This is a genomic window from Bacteroides sp., from assembly GCF_030151085.1.
Taxonomy (GTDB): Bacteria; Bacteroidota; Bacteroidia; order Bacteroidales; family Bacteroidaceae; genus Bacteroides.
Map to the genome: position 1 here is coordinate 22,866 of NZ_JASLER010000067.1, position 22,612 is coordinate 45,477.

The 22,612-nt window shown below is 41.8% G+C and carries 16 protein-coding genes; 6 read left to right on the forward strand and 10 right to left on the reverse strand.

The window, feature by feature from the left end; all coding sequences use genetic code 11:
* The first annotated feature begins 168 nt into the window (after positions 1 to 168).
* Complete coding sequence (locus Q1W14_RS13460; protein WP_300702193.1) at positions 169 to 2,355, forward strand: glycoside hydrolase family 97 protein; 2,187 nt, start codon at positions 169 to 171, stop codon at positions 2,353 to 2,355.
* A 101-nt stretch (positions 2,356 to 2,456) separates the two neighbouring features.
* Here Q1W14_RS13460 and Q1W14_RS13465 read toward each other — a convergent pair whose 3' ends face one another.
* Positions 2,457 to 3,860, reverse strand: a complete 1,404-nt coding sequence (locus Q1W14_RS13465) for an MFS transporter (protein ID WP_300702194.1) — start codon at positions 3,858 to 3,860, stop codon at positions 2,457 to 2,459.
* Positions 3,861 to 4,094: 234 nt separating this feature from the next.
* On the opposite strand from Q1W14_RS13465, the gene Q1W14_RS13470 reads away from it, so the two are divergent.
* The 3 genes from Q1W14_RS13470 (at position 4,095) to gcvT (ending at position 7,986) form a co-directional block, all read left to right on the forward strand.
* A complete protein-coding gene (locus Q1W14_RS13470) occupies positions 4,095 to 5,504 on the forward strand; it encodes an amidophosphoribosyltransferase (RefSeq protein WP_300702196.1) in 1,410 nt (469 codons plus the stop codon).
* Positions 5,505 to 5,642: 138 nt separating this feature from the next.
* The gene (gene pepT / locus Q1W14_RS13475) at positions 5,643 to 6,866 is read left to right on the forward strand and encodes a peptidase T (protein ID WP_300702198.1); all 1,224 of its coding nucleotides are present in this window, start codon (positions 5,643 to 5,645) and stop codon (positions 6,864 to 6,866) included.
* 34 nt (positions 6,867 to 6,900) lie between these two features.
* A complete protein-coding gene (gcvT, locus tag Q1W14_RS13480; RefSeq protein ID WP_300702199.1) occupies positions 6,901 to 7,986 on the forward strand; it encodes a glycine cleavage system aminomethyltransferase GcvT in 1,086 nt (361 codons plus the stop codon).
* A 98-nt stretch (positions 7,987 to 8,084) separates the two neighbouring features.
* On the opposite strand, the gene Q1W14_RS13485 is transcribed toward gcvT, so the two are convergent.
* From Q1W14_RS13485 to Q1W14_RS13495, 3 genes are all read right to left on the reverse strand, one after another.
* Positions 8,085 to 9,608 (reverse strand): M48 family metallopeptidase, encoded by a 1,524-nt coding sequence (locus Q1W14_RS13485; RefSeq protein ID WP_300702201.1) that lies wholly within the window; start codon positions 9,606 to 9,608, stop codon positions 8,085 to 8,087.
* A 92-nt stretch (positions 9,609 to 9,700) separates the two neighbouring features.
* Positions 9,701 to 12,088, reverse strand: a complete 2,388-nt coding sequence (locus Q1W14_RS13490) for a transglycosylase domain-containing protein (RefSeq protein WP_300702203.1) — start codon at positions 12,086 to 12,088, stop codon at positions 9,701 to 9,703.
* 89 nt (positions 12,089 to 12,177) lie between these two features.
* Positions 12,178 to 12,429: a type B 50S ribosomal protein L31 gene (locus tag Q1W14_RS13495; RefSeq protein ID WP_300702205.1), complete on the reverse strand. Its 252-nt coding sequence runs from the start codon at positions 12,427 to 12,429 to the stop codon at positions 12,178 to 12,180.
* Between the two features lie 176 nt (positions 12,430 to 12,605).
* Here Q1W14_RS13495 and Q1W14_RS13500 point away from each other — a divergent pair, with 176 nt between their 5' ends.
* Both Q1W14_RS13500 and Q1W14_RS13505 read left to right on the forward strand, forming a co-directional pair.
* Positions 12,606 to 13,613: an endonuclease/exonuclease/phosphatase family protein gene (locus tag Q1W14_RS13500; protein WP_300702206.1), complete on the forward strand. Its 1,008-nt coding sequence runs from the start codon at positions 12,606 to 12,608 to the stop codon at positions 13,611 to 13,613.
* 213 nt (positions 13,614 to 13,826) lie between these two features.
* A complete protein-coding gene (locus Q1W14_RS13505) occupies positions 13,827 to 14,828 on the forward strand; it encodes a class II fructose-bisphosphate aldolase (RefSeq protein WP_300702207.1) in 1,002 nt (333 codons plus the stop codon).
* Positions 14,829 to 14,982: 154 nt separating this feature from the next.
* On the opposite strand, the gene Q1W14_RS13510 is transcribed toward Q1W14_RS13505, so the two are convergent.
* From Q1W14_RS13510 to Q1W14_RS13535, 6 genes are all read right to left on the reverse strand, one after another.
* Complete coding sequence (locus Q1W14_RS13510) at positions 14,983 to 16,833, reverse strand: glycoside hydrolase family 13 protein (protein WP_300702209.1); 1,851 nt, start codon at positions 16,831 to 16,833, stop codon at positions 14,983 to 14,985.
* A 115-nt stretch (positions 16,834 to 16,948) separates the two neighbouring features.
* Positions 16,949 to 18,292 carry a hypothetical protein gene (locus Q1W14_RS13515; RefSeq protein WP_300702212.1) on the reverse strand — a complete coding sequence of 448 codons (1,344 nt, stop codon included), beginning with the start codon at positions 18,290 to 18,292 and terminating at the stop codon, positions 16,949 to 16,951.
* Positions 18,293 to 18,454: 162 nt separating this feature from the next.
* Complete coding sequence (locus tag Q1W14_RS13520; protein WP_300702214.1) at positions 18,455 to 19,615, reverse strand: sodium ion-translocating decarboxylase subunit beta; 1,161 nt, start codon at positions 19,613 to 19,615, stop codon at positions 18,455 to 18,457.
* A gap of 1 nt (position 19,616) precedes the next feature.
* Complete coding sequence (locus Q1W14_RS13525) at positions 19,617 to 20,057, reverse strand: biotin/lipoyl-containing protein (RefSeq protein ID WP_300702217.1); 441 nt, start codon at positions 20,055 to 20,057, stop codon at positions 19,617 to 19,619.
* A 24-nt stretch (positions 20,058 to 20,081) separates the two neighbouring features.
* The gene (locus Q1W14_RS13530) at positions 20,082 to 21,008 is read right to left on the reverse strand and encodes an OadG family transporter subunit (protein ID WP_300702218.1); all 927 of its coding nucleotides are present in this window, start codon (positions 21,006 to 21,008) and stop codon (positions 20,082 to 20,084) included.
* Between the two features lie 31 nt (positions 21,009 to 21,039).
* Positions 21,040 to 22,593, reverse strand: a complete 1,554-nt coding sequence (locus Q1W14_RS13535) for an acyl-CoA carboxylase subunit beta (protein ID WP_300702219.1) — start codon at positions 22,591 to 22,593, stop codon at positions 21,040 to 21,042.
* Positions 22,594 to 22,612 lie beyond the last annotated feature (19 nt).

Consider the following 22,612-nt stretch of genomic DNA (forward strand, 5'->3'; position numbering starts at 1 on the left):
GGGAGTGAAGGGGACATTAAATGCCCCTTCATTCCCGTTTTTGTTTCAGGAAATACCTCTTATGCAAACGTTTGCCGATAAATCATTTATCTTTTAGTTCGATAGCTTTCAATATTATCTCTTTACTGCTTATATTTGTAATACGTTAATTATTTTATAAATCATAATATGAGAAACATGAAAAGTATCTGCACGAAACTTGCCTGCCTCTTGCTCGTCTTATTGGTGAGCGGTGTGGCTAAGGGGGAAGAAATCAAACTCTCGACTGCTGAAAACATTGGATCTCCCAATGGACAACTGCAACTGAACTTCGCCGTAAACTTAAAAGGCGAGCCGCTTTACGAACTTATGTATAAAGGAAAAACGGTAATCAAACCTTCTAAATTGGGACTGGAACTGAAAGATGATCCGGGTCTGATGAATGATTTTACCATGACCGATGTCAAGACCTCTTCATTTGATGAAACATGGGAACCGGTTTGGGGAGAAGTAAAGCAAATCCGTAACCGCTACAATGAAATGGCTGTTACGCTGCATCAGAAAGAACAAGATCGTGACATCATCATCCGTTTCCGTCTGTTTGATGATGGTATGGGCCTTCGTTACGAATTTCCATTGCAGAAGAATCTGAATTACTTTGTTATCAAAGACGAGCATACCCAGTTTGCAATGGCAGGCGACCACACTGCTTTTTGGATTCCGGGCGATTACGATACACAAGAATATGATTACACCGAGTCCAAACTTTCTGAAATCCGTAGTTTGATGGCAGGTGCCATTACTCCGAACTCATCACAGACACAATTCTCACCCACAGGCGTACAGACTTCTTTGCAGATGAAAACTGCCGATGGCATTTACATCAACCTGCATGAAGCTGCTTTGGTAGATTATTCTTGCATGCACCTGAACCTGGATGATAAAAATCTTATTTTTGAATCTTGGCTGACTCCTGATGCAGTAGGGAACAAAGGCTATATGCAAGCTCCTTGTAAATCGCCTTGGCGTACGGTTATCGTAAGTGATGATGCCCGCGACATCTTAGCGTCCCGCATTACTTTGAACTTGAACGATCCTTGTGTATACGAAGATGTTTCCTGGATTAAACCAGTGAAATATGTAGGTGTATGGTGGGAAATGATCGCCGGCAAGAGCACTTGGGCTTATACTGATGATCTGCCTTCCGTAAAATTAGGTGAAACCGATTACTCAAAGACTAAACCAAACGGTCGTCATGGTGCCAACAACGAGAATGTAAAACGTTACATCGACTTTGCCGCCGATAATGGCTTCGACCAAGTCTTGGTGGAAGGTTGGAACGAAGGCTGGGAAGATTGGTTCGGTAAATCAAAAGATTATGTATTCGACTTTGTAACTCCTTATCCCGATTTTGATGTGAAGATGCTGAATGCATACGCCAAGAGCAAAGGCGTGAAGCTGATGATGCACCACGAAACTTCAGGCTCGGTTCGTAACTATGAGCGTCACATGGACAAAGCTTATCAGTTTATGGCTGATAACGGTTATAACGCAGTGAAAAGTGGCTATGTAGGTAATATGATACCTCGAGGCGAGTACCATTACGGTCAATGGATGAATAACCATTACCTCTATGCCGTGAAGAAAGCAGCTGATTATAAAATTTGTGTCAATGCTCACGAAGCGGTTCGTCCTACCGGTTTATGCCGTACTTATCCGAATCTGATTGGTAATGAATCTGCCCGTGGTACAGAATACGAAGCCTTTGGCGGTAGCAAACCGTTCCACACGACCTTGCTTCCTTTCAACCGTCTCATTGGTGGTCCGATGGATTATACACCGGGTATCTTCGATATCAAACTTGACTTTATGGGTGATTTGCCTCATGGCCGCGTTCAGACTACACTCGCCAAACAGATGGCATTGTTTGTAACCCTTTACAGCCCCTTGCAAATGGCTTCCGATGTAATTGATAACTACGAGAAGCACATGGATGCCTTCCAGTTCATCAAAGACGTAGCGGTAGATTGGGATGATAGCAAATATCTTGAAGCCGAACCGGGTGATTACGTTACTATAGCTCGTAAAGCTAAAGGAACAAACAATTGGTTTGTTGGTGGTATTACCGATGAGAACGCCCGTACTTCAAACTTTACTCTCGACTTCCTTGAACCTGACAAGCAATACGTTGCAACTCTTTATGCCGATGGTAAAGATGCCGATTATCAGGAAAATCCTACTTCCTATCAGATTAAGAAAGGTATTGTAACTGCTAAGACAAAGATGTCCGTAAAGGAAGCACGTAGCGGTGGTTTCGCATTAAGCTTGATTGAAGCGACTCCGGCTGATAAAAAGGCTGTGAAGAAATGGAAGTAAGTAAAAGCAATTATCGAACTTACATAAACTTAGGGTAAGAAGAGTTTTTTATTAGGTGTTGGTGGCGCCCCACAGAAGTTCGTTTCTGTGGGGCGTTTTTATTAATTAGTCTTTTTAAGTGCCGATGTCTCAGATAACCGGAGACTGCTTACCACTGCTGCTATTAAAGCAAATACACTACCCGTTATCAAGCAGACTTCCGTACTTTTACCTCCTACAATCCAACTGAATAGAAGTGCTACAAAGGTAGTTCCTAACGTTTGCCCCATAAGTCTTGCCATTCCCAGCATACCACTTGCCCCTCCTGAACGCTGGGTAGGAGCAGAAGAGATGATGGTACTGTTATTAGGAGTTTGGAAGATACCGAATCCCGCACCGCAAAGTGCCAGTCTCCAAATAATACTTATTACCGATGACCCGGCATCCAGGCTCGAAAGCGAGAAAAGTCCGATACCGAATATCACCATACCAACGCTGCCTAGAATACCCGGATGAATCCGCTCTACCAGATACCCGGCAATAGGAGCCGTAATCAAGGAAGCAAGAGGCCAGGGAGTTAATAACAAACCGGTCATAACTTCGCTATGCCCCAACGTGTTTTGCAGGAAGAAAGGCAAAGAGATCATTGCTAACATCTGTGCGGTAAACGAACAGACAGAAGTAAGTATGGAAAGCCTGAAAATAGGAATCTTCAGTAAATCCAACGGCAGCAAAGGAGCTTCCTGCCCTAATTGGCGTCTTATATAATAGGTACCCGCCACAGCCAATACCACTAGTTGAAGAATCAAATAGTCATACCGTTCGTGGTGTGCAAAACCATCCAATGTATATATCAGTAAACCGAAAGTAATTGCATTGGCAACAGCACTGATCGTATCGAACTTTCGTTTCTTATTCTCTTCCTGACGTGGCAAGAATTTAATTCCTAGTGTCAAAGCTATAATCCCTAAAGGTAGATTGATGGCAAATAACCAATGCCACGACGCAATAGATAATATCCCGCTCGCCACAGACGGACCTGCCGCCGCCGATATGGCAATAACCATGGCATTGATTCCCATGCCTCTGCCTATTTGGCTCTTGGGATAAATCTGCCGTAATAAGGCGGTGTTCACACTGGTAATAGCAGAAGCGCTGAACCCCTGGAAAACACGTGCAGTGGTCAATGTCCAAAAAGAGTCGGACAACGCACAGATCAGAGAAGTAATGCAAAATAAGATTACTCCGGATATGAAGACTTTTCGATATCCCCAGATCTCCCCCAACGACGAGAATGATAGCAACGATACAACGATAGCCAACTGATAACCATTGACAATCCATGTGGTGACCGAAGGTGAAGTACCAAAATCATGCGCGAGGGTAGGCAGGACTACATTACTTATATTAATGTCGAGTACCGACATGCTTAGTGCAAAGCCAATGGCTACTATTGCCCATATCCGTTGGGGTAAAGGTAGCCCGTCGGTTTCATTTCCGGCTTGTATATTTTCATTTTGAACCATAATGTCGTTTTTCTTAAAGATTATAGCGATTTATACACTATTCTGAAACCTAGAATCTGTTTTTTCATTTTAAAACAACCCTTAAAGATAACAATTTGTTCTTTTCATTGCTCAGCCCAATTTAGGAAAATAAGTTTTTTTAGAATTTGAATCTGTAGAATATGACGTGAACAAAGAAACTTCTTTGTAACTTTGCAGTCGTTAATTTAAGTAACTAATAACAAAAAAGAATATATGGGAGGTTTTTTTGGAACGGTCGCTAAGGCAGGTTGCGTGACAGACTTGTTTTACGGCACAGATTATAATTCGCATCTAGGGACAAAACGTGGAGGATTGGCAACGTATGATGCAGACACAACACTATTTACTCGCTCCATTCATAACTTAGAAAGTACCTATTTTCGCACAAAGTTTGAAGATGAACTGGATAAGTTTAAAGGAAATTCCGGAATAGGAATCATTAGCGACACAGACCCCCAACCTCTTATTTTAAACTCCCACCTCGGCCGCTTTGCCATCGTTACAGTAGCTAAAATCGTAAACATGCAGGAACTTGAAACAGAATTGCTTACTCACAATATGCATTTCGGTGAATTAAGTTCAGGCAAAACCAATCAAACAGAACTTATTGCTCTTCTTATCATACAAGGCAAAACATTTGCCGAAGGCATCGAGAATGTGTTTAAGCATATCAAAGGCTCTTGTTCCTTATTGCTTCTTACAGAAGATGGAATTATTGCTGCCCGTGACCGATGGGGACGTACTCCGGTGGTTATCGGCAAGAAAGATGGTGCTTATGCCGCCACAAGCGAATCGAGTAGTTTCCCTAATCTGGATTATGAGATAGAACGTTACCTCGGACCGGGTGAAATAGTACATATAAGTGCCGATGGCATAAAGCAACTGCGTAAACCTAATGAGGAAATGCAGATTTGCTCATTCCTATGGGTCTATTACGGTTTCCCCACTTCCTGTTATGAAGGCAAGAATGTAGAAGAAGTACGATTTACATCCGGTTTCAAGATGGGACAAAAGGATGATTCGGAGGTTGATTGTGCTTGCGGTATACCTGATTCCGGTGTAGGTATGGCATTGGGATATGCCGAAGGTAAGCAAGTACCTTATCATCGTGCCATCTCTAAATATACTCCGACCTGGCCGCGTAGCTTTACTCCAAGCAGACAAGAAATGCGTTCTTTGGTTGCAAAGATGAAGTTGATACCTAATCGTGCCATGCTCGAGGGTAAACGCTTGTTGCTTTGTGACGACTCCATTGTTCGTGGAACTCAGTTGCGCGATAATGTAAAGGTGCTGTACGAGTATGGTGCTAAAGAAGTACATATCCGTATTGCTTGCCCTCCGTTGATATATAGCTGTCCGTTTGTAGGCTTTACCGCATCCAAAAGTGACTTGGAGCTTATAACTCGCCGCATTATCAAGGAATTGGAAGGTGATGAAAATAAGAATTTGGAGAAATACGCCACTACAGGTTCTCCTGAATATGAGAAGTTGGTAGACGTAATTAGAGAGCGTTTTGAACTTTCTTCTTTGAAGTTTAATACGTTGGAAACTCTGGTAGAAGCTATTGGTTTACCCAAGTGTAAGATATGTACACATTGTTTTGATGGTAGTAGTCACTTTTGATTGACAATTTGTCGTTAATGAATAAAAAAGGGGCGTGAATTGCTTGGCAGTTCACGCCCCTTTTTTTATCTTTACAGCTGTATAAATGATTGAAACGAACTTCAATCGTAATTTGTAAATCGTTAAATCGTAAATAACATGACTCTAGTAGAACGTTTTTTAAAGTACGTGAGTTTCGATACTCAATCGAATGAGGAAACAGGTGTAACTCCGAGTACTCCGGGGCAAATGGTCTTTGCCAAGTATTTGAAAGATGAATTATCATCTTTAGGTTTAGAAGAAATTACGTTGGATGAACATGGTTATCTGTTTGCCACACTTCCGGCAAATATTGATAAACCGTTGCCGACTATAGGCTTCATTGCCCACATGGATACAAGTCCTGATATGAGTGGCAAAGACGTATCTCCCCGCATCGTGAAGAATTATGATGGCAAAGATATTGTACTTTGTGCCGAAGATGAGATTATTCTTTCTCCTTCCCAGTTCCCCGAACTGCTTGACCATAAAGGCGAGGACTTGATCGTGACCAATGGCAAAACTTTACTGGGCGCTGACGATAAAGCAGGTATTGCCGAAATAGTTTCTGCTATCGTTTACTTGAAAGAACATCCTGAAATCAAACATGGAAAAATTCGTATTGGTTTCAATCCGGATGAAGAAATAGGCTTGGGTGCCCATAAGTTTAATGTAGAGCAATTCGGTTGTGAATGGGCGTATACTATGGATGGCGGTGAAGTGGGTGAACTTGAGTTTGAAAACTTCAATGCAGCCGGTGCCAAGATCATTTTCAAAGGACGTAATGTACATCCCGGCTATGCCAAACATAAGATGATTAACTCTCTCCGTGTAGCTAACCGTTTTATCTCTATGCTTCCGAGTCATGAAACACCGGAACATACTGAAGGTTACGAAGGATTCTATCACTTGACCGGTGTTAATGGAGATGTAGAGCAAACCACTGTTTCTTATATCATCCGTGACCACGACCGTGCTCGCTTTGAAAGCCGCAAGCAAGAGTTTGAGCATCTTGTAAGGAAGATCAATGCCGAATATGGTGCAGGAACTGCAACCCTCGAACTTCGTGACCAATACTACAACATGCGTGAGCAGATTGAGCCGGTAATGCATATCATCGATACTGCTTTTGCCGCTATGCAAGCTGTAGGTGTGGAGCCTCATGTAAAGGCTATTCGTGGAGGTACGGATGGTGCACAACTCTCTTTCAAAGGTTTGCCATGTCCCAATATCTTTGCCGGTGGTCTGAATTTCCACGGTCGTTATGAGTTTGTTCCTATTCAAAACATGGAAAAAGCAATGAACGTCATTGTAAAGATTGCCGAGCTAGTAGCTGCGAAATAATTAACTAATACCTAATATTTAATACCTGATTTTTATGAAATCTACACCGTTTACCGAAAAGCATATCTCACTGGGTGCCAAGATGCACGAATTTGCGGGATATAATATGCCTATTGAATACTCCGGTATCATTGATGAACACCTCACTGTATGCCAGGCTGTAGGTGTTTTCGATGTTTCCCACATGGGAGAATTCTGGGTGAAAGGTCCTCATGCACTGGACTTCTTACAGAAAGTGACTTCTAATAACGTAGCCGCCCTGACACCGGGTAAAGTACAATATACTTGTTTTCCTAATGAAGATGGTGGTATTGTAGATGATCTCCTTGTCTATCATTACGAACCAGAAAAATATCTTTTGGTTGTGAATGCCTCCAATATTGAAAAAGATTGGAACTGGTGTGTTACTCATAATACCGATGGCGCTGAATTGGAAAATGCTTCTGATCACATGGCGCAACTTGCTGTGCAAGGTCCTAAAGCCATAGAGGTTTTACAGAAGTTGACTTCTATCAATCTTTCCGACCTTCCTTATTATACCTTTACTCATGGTGAGTTTGCCGGAGAGAAAGATGTTATCATTTCTAATACTGGCTATACAGGTGCAGGTGGTTTTGAACTTTACTTCTATCCCGATGCTGCTATGAAGATTTGGGATGCAGTATTTGAGGCAGGTGCAGAGTTTGGTATTAAGCCTATTGGTTTGGGCGCTCGCGATACTCTTCGTCTGGAAATGGGCTTCTGCTTATATGGTAATGACTTGGATGATACTACATCACCCATTGAAGCTGGTTTGGGATGGATTACCAAGTTTACAGAAGGTAAGAACTTTACCAATCGTGCATTGCTCGAAAAGCAGAAGGCAGAGGGTACCACACGTAAATTGGTAGGATTTGAAATGATAGACCGCGGTATTCCCCGTCATGGTTATGAGTTGTGTAATGCTGAAGGCGAGACCATTGGTGTAGTTACTTCCGGTACGATGTCACCTACTCGTAAGATCGGTATAGGTATGGGATATGTAAAGCCCGAATATAGCAAGATTGGTACGGAAATCTGTATTGACATGCGTGGACGTAAACTGAAAGCTGTGATTGTGAAACCTCCATTCCGCAAGTAAGCTTTAACTAAAGCATATCTACCTCTAAGTAGTTGGGTATTTACTTAGAGGTAGTTCTTGAACTACTACTAAGTAAATACCCAACTACTTAGAGGTAATTATATTCTGCTTACTTTATTCAGCATTTGATTAGCCCAACCTATTTCTTTGTTTGTCCAATCTTTATCTTCACCCTCTACACCTTGGCTTTGGTATCTGGTTAATAATGTGAGGTATTCTTTCAATGTATCGGCTGCTTTAGCTTGTTTATTCATACGCATCAAGAGTAAGATACGTTGTTTATAGATATCCAGATTATGATTTTCCCCTATCAATTCTTGAGCTTTGTCGAGCAGAGAGAGGCATTGGTTATTGATCTCTTCTGTATTGGACAATGCCATTTGTGATTTTACATAGATGATATAATCATTATCAGTGGCAAGCTTGTTATCCATGTTTTTGTTTATCAATCGGGTAGCTTCTTTGTAGCGCTTGTTGGCGTAGTTCATGGAGGCATTGAAGGTGACTGCATCACTAGTTGTTTTCAGGTAGGGGCGGCTATACAAACTTTGACCTACACCTATTTTCTCTACACGTTTTTGCAGATCTTTGATGCTGTTGTAACGAGTGATATCATCGCTACGCAGTTGTAGATTGTAATAATCGATAATTTTATTGAGGGCAGATGTCAACCCATCTGGATTATAACCCTTGAAAATCAGTAAATCACGAGCTATACGGTCGGAAATGTTTTCTTGCCCTATTTTATACTTCATGCCGAGGCGGTCAGTGGCGGGTATACTCAACAGAGAAGCCACCATGCCGATGTCGGCAACCAGGCTGACGGAGTATGCTTTGTCATTGTCATCCCAATAAGCTACATCGAGAGCGGCATTGGCAACATCGGCAAATACACCTGCCCAAAAGGAGGCACGCTTGGCACGCCGTTCGGCAATGTAGATGTTCTCGACTTGATGGTCAAGTACAAAGTGAGACAATTCATTGGCAATGATTGCTGCCAGTTCGTCTTCAGAATCAAGCGTACAAAGAAGTCCGGTACTGATTATCATAGAACCATTGGGGAGCATAAATGCATCCGGTTCGGGAGATTGAATAAGGCGTACGTTAAGGTTCTCATCACGATTGGGATCGATGGTTATTGCATTCAGTTTGGCAAATATGCCTTGGACGTAGGAGGTCAGATAATCGTCTTGATAAGCTATTTCTTGAAGTTTATCGAGATAATCAAGGCATTCTTCATCAATTTCCTGACGTAGTTTATGCTTGTAACCACGATTGTTGAAGTGTTCATAAAGGTGTTTTGTCAGATATACTTGTTGCCAGAACTCCTGATCTGTTTCGGGTTTGACAAGAGCAATCATATTCATTTCCTCGGAAGGGATGGTCTCTTGTATACCGTTTATTTCAACAGCATAGTAAATATTGCTATTGTAATTATCAGATTTGTTCATCTTCACCACCCGTCGAATCATAACAGATGTACCCATCGGGGCATTCTTGTACTCTTTCTTCAACTCTCCTCGGATTGCAATAGTGCCGCTTAAATCCTTTTGTTTGGGTTTGGCAAATCCTGTTGCAATGACAAGTGTTGCCAAAAGGAATAAAGTGATTAGTCGTTTCATGATTATTGGGATTTTATGTTTTTCTGATACAAAAATAGGAAAGAGTTTTTCCTCTTTCCTATTTTTTCTCCTATTAGATAGTAGGATTTTCCCTATTCTTCCATTACTTTTTCTATTACTTCTTCCAGTGCTATGCTGTCTATAGCTATAGAGTCGGTATCACGCGGATGGTAAATAGTGCGGCATCCATACTCTTTGTTGATTTTCTCTTTAGCTTGTGGGAATCGTGTTTGGTACTGTTTCAAGCCTTTGTCCTTGAGTACCTGTTCCATAAAATAAGCAAATATCGGCAATGCGGTGCGACTGCCTTGTCCAAGTTCTCCGGTACGGAAATGTATGCTACGGTGTTCACCACCTACCCACGCACCGCCTACCAACTTGGGAGTAACTCCTACAAACCAAGCGTCCGAGTGATTGGAAGATGTACCGGTTTTACCGCCGAATTCAGTGTTATAACGGAATAGATCATATCCCCATAGGGCTTGTGAGGTTCCTAATGGTTCAGTAAGTCCGGCTTTCAACATTTCTGTCATAAGGAAAGCTGTTTCGTAAGGAAGTACCTGTTTCTGCGTGGTTTTGTCTTCGTAGATTACATGTCCGTTTGAGTCTTCAATACGGGTAATCAACACCGGATCGTGTGTCTTTCCTTCATTGATTACGGTGGTATAAGCATTTACCAATTCCAGTAGAGATACATCTGAGGCCCCCAAGCTTAAAGAAGGAGTTTCCTCCAGAGGAGTTTTTATTCCCATAGCACGTGCTGTTTCGGCTACTTTGTGTGCTCCTACTTCTTGACCTACTTGTACGGCAATAGTATTGACGGAGCGTGCAAAGGCAGCTTTCAAGGATAGAGTATCACCGGTATAATCACCATTGGCATTGCGTGGAATCCACTTTGCCGGTTTGTTGTCTTCTATTACATCCCAAGCTTGTTGTTGGTCTATGCAGTAATCGCACGGAGACATTCCATCATTCATGCCTGCGGCATAGACAAAGAGTTTGAAGGTAGAGCCCGGCTGGCGTTTGGAAAGTACTTTGTCATACTTCCAGGAGCCAAAATTAATATCACCTACCCAAGCTTTCACTTGTCCCGTCTGAGGTTCCATCGCTACAAAGCTACAATGCATAAAGCGCTCCATGTAACGGATAGAATCCATTGTGCTAATGGTAGTATCACGCGTGCCCAAGTCATAATCAAAGACTTTCAGACGATGGGGGAGGTTGAGATAGTAATCTACGGAATCCGGCTGATCGGGATATTTTTCTGTTAGAATCTTGTAGGCAATGGTACGTTTGGCAAGGTCTTCAATAAAATGAGGTATCTCTTGGTGATTGCGGTCACGCCAAGGTGCTTGGTTCCCCCAATGATTGTTGAAGTTGCGTTGTACAACACGCATCTGACGGTTGGCAGCAGATTCGGCATATTGCTGCATACGACTATCGATAGTTGTATAGATTCTTAGTCCGTCGGCATACAAGTCAATGTCGTTTTCTTCGCACCAGGGTTTCAGATAATCAGCTATTGCTTCTCTGAAGTAAAGGGCTTCTCCGTCATAATTACTTTCTACATTATAATTCAGATGAATAGGGATTTGTTTGAGAGAATCGCATTCGGTACGGGTTATTCCATGATGCTTCATCAGGTTCTCCAATACCACGTTACGACGTTTCATACTATTCTCCGGATGCAGACGGGGATTGTAGGTAGTTGTTGCTTTCAATAGTCCTACAAGAGTGGCTGCTTGCTCGTATGTAATCTTTTGAGGAGTGGTGTGGAAATAAGTCTTGCACGCAGTCTTTATACCGTATGCGTTACTTCCGAAATCTACGGTATTGAGATACATGGTAAGAATCTCTTGTTTAGAATAAAACATTTCGATCTTAACGGCTGTGATCCATTCCTTTGACTTCATAATGAGTAGCTTTAGTCCCGGTATATACCCTAATAATCCGGTGGAGTATTGGGAACGGACTTTAAACATATTCTTTACCAATTGCTGGGTGATGGTACTTGCTCCTCGTGCTTCTCCTCGTGCCATATCCTTGATGGCAGCAAATACGCCTTGAAAGTCAATGCCGAAATGTTGGTAGAAACGCTCATCCTCTGTACTGATAAGAGTCTTTACCAGTATAGGAGAAATCTCTTCATAGTCTACCGGACTCCGGTTTTCACGGAAATATTTGCCTATGAGTTTACCATCGGCACTATATATCTCAGATGCAATAGGTTGGTTGGGATTGTGAATGCTCGATAAACTGGGAGATTTACCGAATAACCAAAGAAAATTAACATCTACCATGACCAGGTAGATTAAGAAGACAATGATGAAAGTAGTAACAGATACTAAAGCCCGTTTATACCATGGCTTATTAAGATAAAGAGATTTGTACCACCGTATGGACTTTTGGCAAACAGTTGTTGCCTTATGGAATACGCTCATTCCGAGTGATACCCATTTTTTGGTATCTATGTTTATCATATACTATATAATATAACTAGTATGTCGCTTGTAATAAAAAAGGGAATCTTACGTAAGATTCCCTTTTTTTCAGATCTCTTGATACTGATTTATTTCTTGCGGTTACCGTAACGGCTCATGAACTTATCAACACGACCTGCAGTATCAACCAACTTAGACTTACCTGTATAGAACGGGTGAGAAGTGCTGGAGATTTCCATTTTGAGTACCGGATAAGTTTCTCCTTCGAATTCGATAGTTTCTTTGCTATTTGCAGTTGAACGTGACAAAAATACATCACCATTGGACATATCTTTAAATACTACCGGACGGTAATTTTCAGGATGAATACCTTTTTTCATTTCGATATTTGTTTTTAAATTTATATTCTGTTACTATTTTGGTATTAAATAGTGTAATGGTCTTTTTCAGGCTGCAAAGATAATGTATTTCTCTGAAATAGAAAAAAGTTTCTGGAAAAAATAGGTTTATCTCGTTTTATTTCTGATTTTTGTAAACTCTTAATTTTGTTAGTTATATGAAGAAACTACTTATCTTTTTTTCTTTTTGGTTCTGTGTAGTCACACTGGGAGCGCAGAATACTGAACGGAATTTATACAGTGTTGCGTTCTACAATCTTGAAAACTTATTTGATACAATCCATGATACCGGTAAGGATGACCATGAATTCTTGCCAGACGGTAGTTATCAATGGACTGCGAAGAAGTATGAGGCCAAGTTACAGAATCTTTCTAAGGTGCTGAGTTCGCTTTCACGTGAATTAGTGTCGGAAGGACCTGCCTTTATTGGTGTGGCGGAAGTAGAGAATCGCAATGTTTTAGTTGATTTGGTAAGCCAGTCGGCTATTTCCAATTACGAGTTTGTACATTATGAAGGTCCCGATAAACGCGGAATTGATTGCGCTTTGCTATACGATCCGAAACAGTTTAGCGTAACGTCTTCCAAGTTGGTACTTTCCACTCCTTTTCAGGGAGATACAGTCCACCTGACGCGTGGTTTCCTTATTGTGGACGGGCAATTGGCAGGAGAGCGAGTATGTGTTATTGTCAATCATTGGCCATCTCGTGGAGCGAAATCTCCTGTTCGTGTGCATGCCGCCGAGCAAGTGAAAGCATTGAAAGATTCATTGATGCGTGAAGACAAGCGTTTGAAGCTTATAGTGATGGGTGACATGAACGATGATCCTATGGATGAAAGCATGCAGGAGCTGGGTGCACGCAAGTACGCAAAAGAGGTGAAGAAAGGTGAGTTCTTTAACCCTTGGTGGGGGACTTTAGAAGATAAAGGAGTAGGGACGTTGCTTTACCGGGGTAAGTGGAACTTATTTGATCAAATAGTCATTTCAAAACCTTTGTTGAAAGCAAAGAAGGGGTTACGTTATGATCATAATGAAGTATTTATCCGTGATTATCTTATTCAACAAGATGGAAAATATAAGGGTTCTCCGTTGCGTACCCACGGAGGTAGGGAATGGTTAAACGGTTACAGTGACCACTTGCCAACCATTATATATTTGAGGAAATAATGACTCAAAAAGTAGTGCATTTTTGCCGGACAAATGTAAAGAGTTTGTAATATAGAGATTACAATCCTCTGTTAAATGAAGCCAATACGTTTTAAATAGGTTGATTTAAAGGACCAATTTGGCTATTTTATTTAATTCAGGTTCTTTTCTTTAAAGGATAATGCGTACTTTTGCATAGAATTTTGATTCACTAACAATAAACATTAAAACAAAATGGTAAATTACAAAGAATTAGGATTGGTAAACACAAAAGAAATGTTTGCTAAGGCTATTAAAGGTGGATACGCTATCCCCGCATTCAACTTCAATAATATGGAGCAGATGCAGGCTATCATCAAGGCTGCTGCTGAAACAAAATCTCCGGTTATTCTTCAGGTTTCTAAGGGTGCCCGTCAATATGCTAATGCTACTCTGTTGCGTTACATGGCTCAAGGTGCTGTAGAATATGCAAAAGAATTGGGTTGTGAAAAACCGGAAATCGTTCTTCACCTTGACCACGGAGATACTTTCGAAACTTGCAAGAGCTGTATCGACTCTGGTTTCTCTTCAGTAATGATCGATGGTTCTCACCTTCCTTACGAAGAAAATATTGCTTTGACTAAGAAAGTAGTAGAATACGCTCACCAATTCGATGTAACTGTAGAAGGTGAACTCGGTGTGTTGGCTGGTGTAGAAGATGAAGTTTCTGCTGAACACCACACATATACTGACCCTGAAGAGGTAATTGACTTCGCTACTCGTACAGGTTGCGACTCTTTGGCTATCTCTATCGGTACTTCTCACGGTGCTTACAAGTTTACTCCGGAACAATGTACTATCGACCCTGCTACAGGTCATTTGGTTCCTCCTCCTTTGGCATTCGAAGTATTGGATGCAGTTATGGAGAAACTTCCGGGATTCCCTATCGTTCTTCACGGTTCTTCTTCAGTTCCTCAGGAAGAAGTTGAAACTATCAACAAGTTCGGTGGTGCTTTGAAGTCTGCTATTGGTATTCCTGAAGAATGGTTGCGCAAGGCTGCTACTTCTGCAGTATGTAAGATCAATATCGACTCTGATAGCCGTTTGGCTATGACTGCCGCTATCCGTAAGACTTTCGCAGAGAAACCTGCTGAATTCGATCCTCGTAAGTATCTGGGTCCGGCTCGCGACAATATGGAGAAACTGTACAAGCACAAAATTATTAATGTGTTGGGTTCAGACAACAAGTTGGCTTAATAAGAGTAAACTCTGATATATGAAATAGCCCTTACAATATATTTGTAAGGGCTATTTTTATGTGGTTTACACTTATAGCTGCATCAGCTTACGCTTATAACTGCGTTGGCTTACACTTATAGGAGTGTGAGGCGACGCAGTTATAAGTGTTTTTTTAGAGTTCAATAACCAGTGATTCTCTCGGTCCCATTTTCAGCTCTTCGCCGAATGTGATCATTTTCCCACTAAGAATATCTTTTCCGCTTTTTGAATCTTTCAGTATTTCCTTGTAGAACTTCAAAGGGACAGTAGTATCGGAATTGGTACCATTAAGCATTACGAATACGGTCTTTCCTTCATACTGGCGTGCGTATGCATATACACCGTTCTGAACCATGAATTGGGTCATGCTACCTTTGGCGATGACATCATTGCCTTTACGCCAGTTCAGGATTGTTTTGTAGAAGTTATAACAATCATTCTGAAGTTGTGTACGACCTTCGGCGGTGAATGCATTTTCTTTGTCGGAGGCCCAGCCACCGGGGAAATCTTTACGTACATAACCGTCGCTCTTTCCTTTTGTACCGTTCATCATGATTTCTGTTCCATAATAAAGCTGGGGAATACGGCGGGTAGTAAGTAGGAGGGTAGAAGCTTGTTTCAACATCGGTAAGTTGTCACTATCACCTAAGAAACGGTCAGTGTCATGGTTTTCAATAAATGCCAGTACCGAAGCCGGATTAGGATAGAGGAAATCGTAAACAAAGCTATTATAAACGCGGTCTAACCCTTTGAACCAGGTTTCTGTTTCTTCATTTTTAGCAGTATTGATTTTGTCGAAGAAACTGAAGTCCATAACAGTCTTCAAGTTACTGTTCTTAGGTGCCGAAAGTTTGGAATCTTTCTGCCACCAAGCGGTATAAGCAGGTTCGGTAACCCAAGTTTCGCCTACAGTATTGTAGTTGGGATATTCCTCATTCAGTTCTTTCATCCAATTGCTCATGGCATCGTAGTCGGCGTAGGGGTAAGTATCCATACGGATACCGTCTATGCTGGAAAATTCAATCCACCAGATACTGTTTTGTACCAGGTAACGATATACGTGTGGATTCTTTTGATTCAAGTCGGGCATGGCGGTAACAAACCAACCGTCGTTCATCTGATCGAAGTCATATTTAGAGGTATAAGGATCGACGTGCGGAGTCAGTTTGAAAGAAGTCTGCACAAAGTTGTTTTTGTGATCGGGATTATTGAAAAAGTCTTTTGAAGGCATGTCCTTTATCCATGCATGATCTACACCGCAATGGTTGAAAATCATATCCATAACAACCTTTATATCGCGGGCATGGCAATTTTCAATCAGCTGTTTGTATTCTTCGTTCGTCCCAAATCGTGGATCTACTTTGTAGTAGTCGGTAGTGGCATATCCGTGATAAGATCCACCGGTCATGTTATTTTCCAGTACGGGGGTGAACCAAAGAGCGGTTACACCTAAGTCGGTGAAGTAATCCAAGTGTTGCTCTATACCGGCAAGGTCACCGCCATGGCGAGCATTCGGATCATTACGATCTACTTTATTATCGATCATACCGGCAATTTGATCATTGTCAGGATTACCATTCGCAAAACGGTCTGGCATTAATAGGTATAATGCATCGGAAGCATCAAAGCCTTTGTGTTCACATCCCTTTTTGGCACGGGCTTTCAGTTCGTATTCTTTGACGAGCTTCTTTTTGCCTTCAGAAAATGTGAGGGCTACTTTACCGGGTTTTACATCTTTGTCTAGTTTCAGATAAACCAGTAGGTAGTTGTTGCTTTCCAGCTTGACTGTGCTACTTAATGATACACCAGGATAGTTGACAGATACTAATGCGTTACCGATGCCTTCGCCGTATACCATTAGTTGCAGTTCAGGATTCTGCAATCCGGTGTACCAGAAAGGTGGATCGATTTTGTTGACATTCATAGCTGCAAACGTGCTAAGGGAAAGTAGAAGAGTTCCCAAGATTAAAAATACTTTTTTCATGATAGTAACTTGTTCGGTTATATATTCTCGGCTAATTTAAAACAAATAGCGGAAAAACAATCTGTTTTTCCGCTAACTATACATTATTATATTATGCAAACGTTTTCTATAAAGTTTATCTGACTGGCGCAACACTGGCAGTATCTACTTTTCCTTTAAAGAAATCTTCTTTCTTGCGACGATCTTGTAGGTCTTTTAGCCATGCTTCGGCAGCATTATAATAATTGGTGTCATCTAACAGTATATCACCTTCGTCAGTCATGGATTGCGATTTATTATTAGAATCCTTCGGACGCGTTTTCAAATAGGCTTGCAAGTACCGCTCTGCACTTGCAGTGTCTTTCAGGCGATAATTGTAGATATATGCTATATCGTATAGTAACTTATGATTTTCAGTGTCAAATTTCTCATACCTTGTCTGGAGTGTTTTTATCTGCTCATTGAACATTTCCGCAGCTTTATAACAATCGGCTAATCCTACATAAAGACGTGATACGGCACTATCCGGGGGCAATGCATAGGTTACGGCATCTTCCAGGTACTTTATACCCTCTTCTTTCCATGATGTTTTGGAGCAAGAACGTCCTAAATAATAGAGCAGATTAACATCACGGGGAGCATATTTGTGTGCTACTTCCAGTAAATCATGGGCCTCATAATACCTCCCTATAGCATAATAGCTTATTCCCGTATAGTAACATGTATGGAAAGTACTATCTCCTTGGCTAAGTAAGTATTCGTACCTTTGTATAGCTGTAGGATAGAGTTGGTTCAAACAGTATGCTTGTGCGTTTTGTTGGTTGACCACAATGTTTGTTGTATCTCTTTTACGGTATTCTTCCGTAGCATCTATGGCATATTGATAATCTTTTCCTGCAATGTAGATACTACCCAGTTTGGCAGCCGCCAAATAATCCGTAGGATATAATTCTTGTATAAGGTGATAACATCCCAGCGCAGACTGAAAATCATCCATTCCTTCAAAACTTTGTCCCATCAGATGCAGGGCTATAGCAGAACTGTCCTTTTCGGCAAGTAAACTACTTTCTCCCAATGCTTCCTGATACTTACGTTCAATCAATAGTAGGTTGATATACTGAATAAGGGCATATTTGTTTTCCGGATTCAAGTCGATAGCTTTTTGATAGTAGCTCAAAGCCTGCTTATTTTTGATCAGCATTTTGCTGCACTCGGCAGCTTCGATGTAGGCACGCGGATTTAGCGAATCTTGCAAAGTGATGTTCTGAAATACTTCTAATGCCTCTACATTATTTCCTAACCCTTTCAATGCTTTTCCTTTCTGATAGAGTAGGGGAATAGTTGGCTTTTCTTTGTTAATAAGTGATAGAGCAGTTTCGTAATCATAATTGGCCATGGCTTCCTGAATGGCATTTGTGTTTTGTGCCGTAATGAAGGAACAATAGACACAGAGACAAAAGCAGATAAAAAGTTTTCTCATACTATTTAGCTTTAATGTATCATTATTGGGGATGCAAGTTACTAAAAAGAATGTGCTTACGAAATAATCGTAACCTATTTTAGATAGATTAACTAATAAAAAAGAAGCGCCCTTCCTATGAGGAAGAGCGCTTCAAGGTTGTATCTGTTTAATTCAGAATGTTTACATCAAGAATCCCAGCAAGATACCGGCAGCGACTGCTGAACCGATTACACCTGCTACGTTCGGACCCATAGCGTGCATCAACAAATAGTTGGTCGGATCATATTCCAAACCTACAATTTGCGAGATACGGGCAGAGTCGGGTACGGCAGATACACCGGCGTTACCGATCAGCGGGTTAATCTTGTTATCCTTAGACAGAACCAGATTGAATATCTTCACGAAGAGTACACCTGATGCAGTGGCAATAACGAATGACAATGCACCCAGACCGAAGATTTTGATAGAGTCCAAAGTAAGGAACTCAGAAGCCTGAGTAGAAGCACCTACTGTCAAACCTAACAAAATTGTAATAGTATCAATCAACGGACCACTTGCAGTATTAGCCAAACGACGAGTTACTCCACTTTCTTTCAATAGGTTACCGAAGAACAGCAGACCCAACAAAGGAAGACCTGAAGGAACAAGGAATGTAGTAAGCAACAGACCCACAATCGGGAAAATTACTTTCTCTGTATGCGAAACAGCGCGCGGCGGTTTCATGCGGATCAAACGTTCGTGCTTAGTAGTAAGGGCACGCATGATAGGCGGCTGTATTACGGGTACCAACGCCATATAAGAGTAGGCTGATACCGCAATAGCACCCATCAAGTTTGGAGCCAGTTTGGAAGAAAGGAAGATAGCCGTAGGACCGTCGGCACCACCGATAATACCGATTGCACCAGCTTGCATAGGATCGAATCCAATTTCAAGCGCAATCATGTATGCACCGAAGATACCAAACTGGGCTGCCGCACCAATCAGCATCAACTTAGGGTTAGAAATCAGGGCCGAGAAATCTGTCATGGCACCGATACCCAAGAAGATGAGCGGCGGATACCATCCGGACGTTACCCCTTGATACAAGATGTTAAGTACAGAACCTTCTTCATAGATACCGACCTTTAATCCGGCTTCCATGTTGAAAGGAATATTACCGATGAGGATACCGAAACCAATAGGAATCAGCAGCATCGGTTCAAATTCCTTGGCAACTGCCAAGTATATGAAAAATAAGCCGACTAGAATCATCACAATATGTCCCACCGTTGCATTGGCGAAACCTGTGTATGTCCAGAAGTCTGCTAAGTTATTCATTAAGAAATTAGTAAATTCTCCCATATTATTCAATAATTACAAGGTCAGTACCTTCGAGAACGGAATCTCCTTTATTTACACTAATAGCGGTAATTTTACCATCTTTGTCGGCATTGATATTGTTTTCCATCTTCATGGCTTCGAGGATGATGATGGTTTGTCCCTTTTTCACGGTATCGCCTACGTTTACCTTCACTTCAAGGATCACACCGGGCAGCGGAGATTTTACACCCGATTTGCCAGAAGAAGGAGTAGCCGGTTTAGTGATAGGAGTTACAGGAGCCTGTGCAGGAGAAGTCGGGTTGGTAACCGGACGTACTACTGGTTTAGTAGCTGCTTTTGGAGCCTTATCCATTTCGACATTATAGGGAGTACCGTTCACTTCTACGTGAGCGATGTTTTCTTCAATATCTCCAATGGTCACTTTATATAAGTTACCGTTGATTTTATATTTATATTCTTTCATCGTTTTATCTGTTATTAAAGGTGACTATTTTCTGGGAGTTTCGCGTAATGTGTAAATCTTCGAGCTCCACGGTGAGTAGGTACGTTTTACGCGTGTAATGGTAAGAATGGTTTCTTCCATATCGTGTACATCGCTCTGCATTTCATGCATAGCCATACCGATCGCAGCGTAAACTTCGCCCGGAACTTCACCTAACTTCTTTTCTTTGGCTTCTTTCTTATCAGTGATACCCTTAACCTTCATAGCATTACGCTTGCTGAGGTTAACAGATATTCTTCCGATAATCTTGAAGGAAATGTAAAGAAGGATCAAGCCTACGAATACTACACTCATAGCGGAAATTGACATACCAATACCTGCGCTATCCTTTTCTTCGAACTTTTCCATCTTGACATTCTTGTCGATGGTCTGGTTGTTGGTACTTGGAGTAACGTATTTATCGGGACTTCCACCTTTTACTTCCCACTTGTCGGCAGCGTCACTTACGCGGGCATACGACTGGTTGGCCTTCAATGTGCCGGCAGGGATAGTAATTTGGTCGAGTAGCTTTCTACCGGAGTCATATAAACCAATCCAGTTGGCATTGAGGGTATCCAGTTGGAAATTCAGGTGGAAAGTACCGCGCTTTGGGTTATTGTCAGCCCAGAATAAGGAGTGTTGGCGGGGTTTTACTACCGTCATGACGTCACCTTTCGGGATGAAATAAGAAATGGTATCACCCGGTTTACTGCTGAATTTCAGTAAATGAGCGGCCAAATCGGCACTACCATACGTTCTATTGAATATTTCAATCCATGCACTGTGCATTCCGTAGTCATCCTGAAAGTCGCTTTCGTTGTTGATAAGCACCTCATTCAGAACTAACTTGTTGTTTGATTTCTGCTCTTTACAGGAACTCAAACCCAACATTAGCAGCAAGGCAAAGAATATTCCGATCGTTGTTTTATCCATAATCGTTCTTGTTTTAATGTAAAAAGCTTGATTACAAAGGAATATTACCATGCTTTTTAGCCGGGTTAGTCAATTTCTTGGTTTGCAATTGTTGCAAAGCACGAATCACGCGGAAACGAGTGTTGCGCGGTTCGATAACGTCATCGATATAACCATATTTAGCTGCGTTATAAGGATTAGCGAATAACTTCGTGTATTCAGCTTCTTTTTCTGCGAGGAACGCAGCCGGATTTTCCTGAGTTTTAGCTTCCTTGGCATACAATACTTCTACAGCACCGGCACCACCCATTACAGCAATTTCAGCAGTAGGCCATGCATAGTTCATGTCACCACGCAATTGCTTACAGCTCATTACGATGTGTGAACCACCGTATGACTTACGCAATGTAACGGTTACTTTAGGTACAGTAGCTTCACCGTAAGCATACAGCAACTTAGCACCATGCAGAATTACAGCATTGTATTCCTGACCTGTGCCCGGAAGGAATCCCGGAACGTCAACCAATGATACGATAGGAATATTGAAAGCATCGCAGAAGCGTACAAAACGAGCAGCTTTACGAGATGCATTGCTATCGAGCACACCTGCCAGATATTTAGGCTGGTTAGCAACGATACCTACTGATTGTCCATTGAAACGAGCGAAACCAATGATAATATTCTTTGCGTAATCTTTCTGAATTTCAAGGAATTCACCATTATCAACGACTGCACTAATGATTTCGTACATATCGTAAGGTTTGTTCGGGTTGTCAGGAATAATCTCATTCAATGAATCTTCCAGACGGTCGATAGGGTCTGTGCAGTCTACAAGCGGAGCTTCTTCCAAATTGTTCTGAGGAATATAGCTCAAAAGGCTGCGGATCAGTGCCAAACCTTCTTCTTCAGTCTTAGCGGTGAAGTGAGTAACGCCCGATTTAGTTGAGTGTACACTTGCACCACCCAGATTCTCCTGGGTAACATCTTCACCTGTTACAGTCTTAACAACTTTAGGACCGGTAAGGAACATATAAGAAGTACCTTCCATCATTAAAGTAAAGTCGGTCAAAGCAGGAGAGTAAACTGCACCACCTGCGCAAGGACCAAATATTCCGGAGATTTGAGGAATCACGCCGGAAGCAAGGATATTGCGTTGGAAGATTTCAGCATAACCAGCCAAGGCATTGATACCTTCCTGGATACGTGCACCACCCGAGTCATTGATACCGATACAAGGTGCACCCATCTTCATCGCCTGATCCATAATCTTACAGATCTTCAGAGACATAGTTTCAGACAGAGAACCCGCAGTAACGGTAAAGTCTTGTGCAAAGATATAAATCAAACGACCGTCGATAGTACCACAACCGGTTACTACACCATCGCCGGGATAGTGGCTCTTTTCCATACCGAAGTTGGTACATCTGTGCTCAACGAACATGTCCATTTCTTCGAAACTACCTTCGTCGAGAAGCATAGCTATGCGCTCGCGAGCTGTGTATTTACCTTTCTCGTGTTGCTTGGCAATTGCCTTCTCACCACCACCAAGGCGTGCAGCTGTACGGCGGTCAATAAGCTCTTTAATTTTTTCAAGTTGATTGCTCATCTTCTTATAATATTTTGTT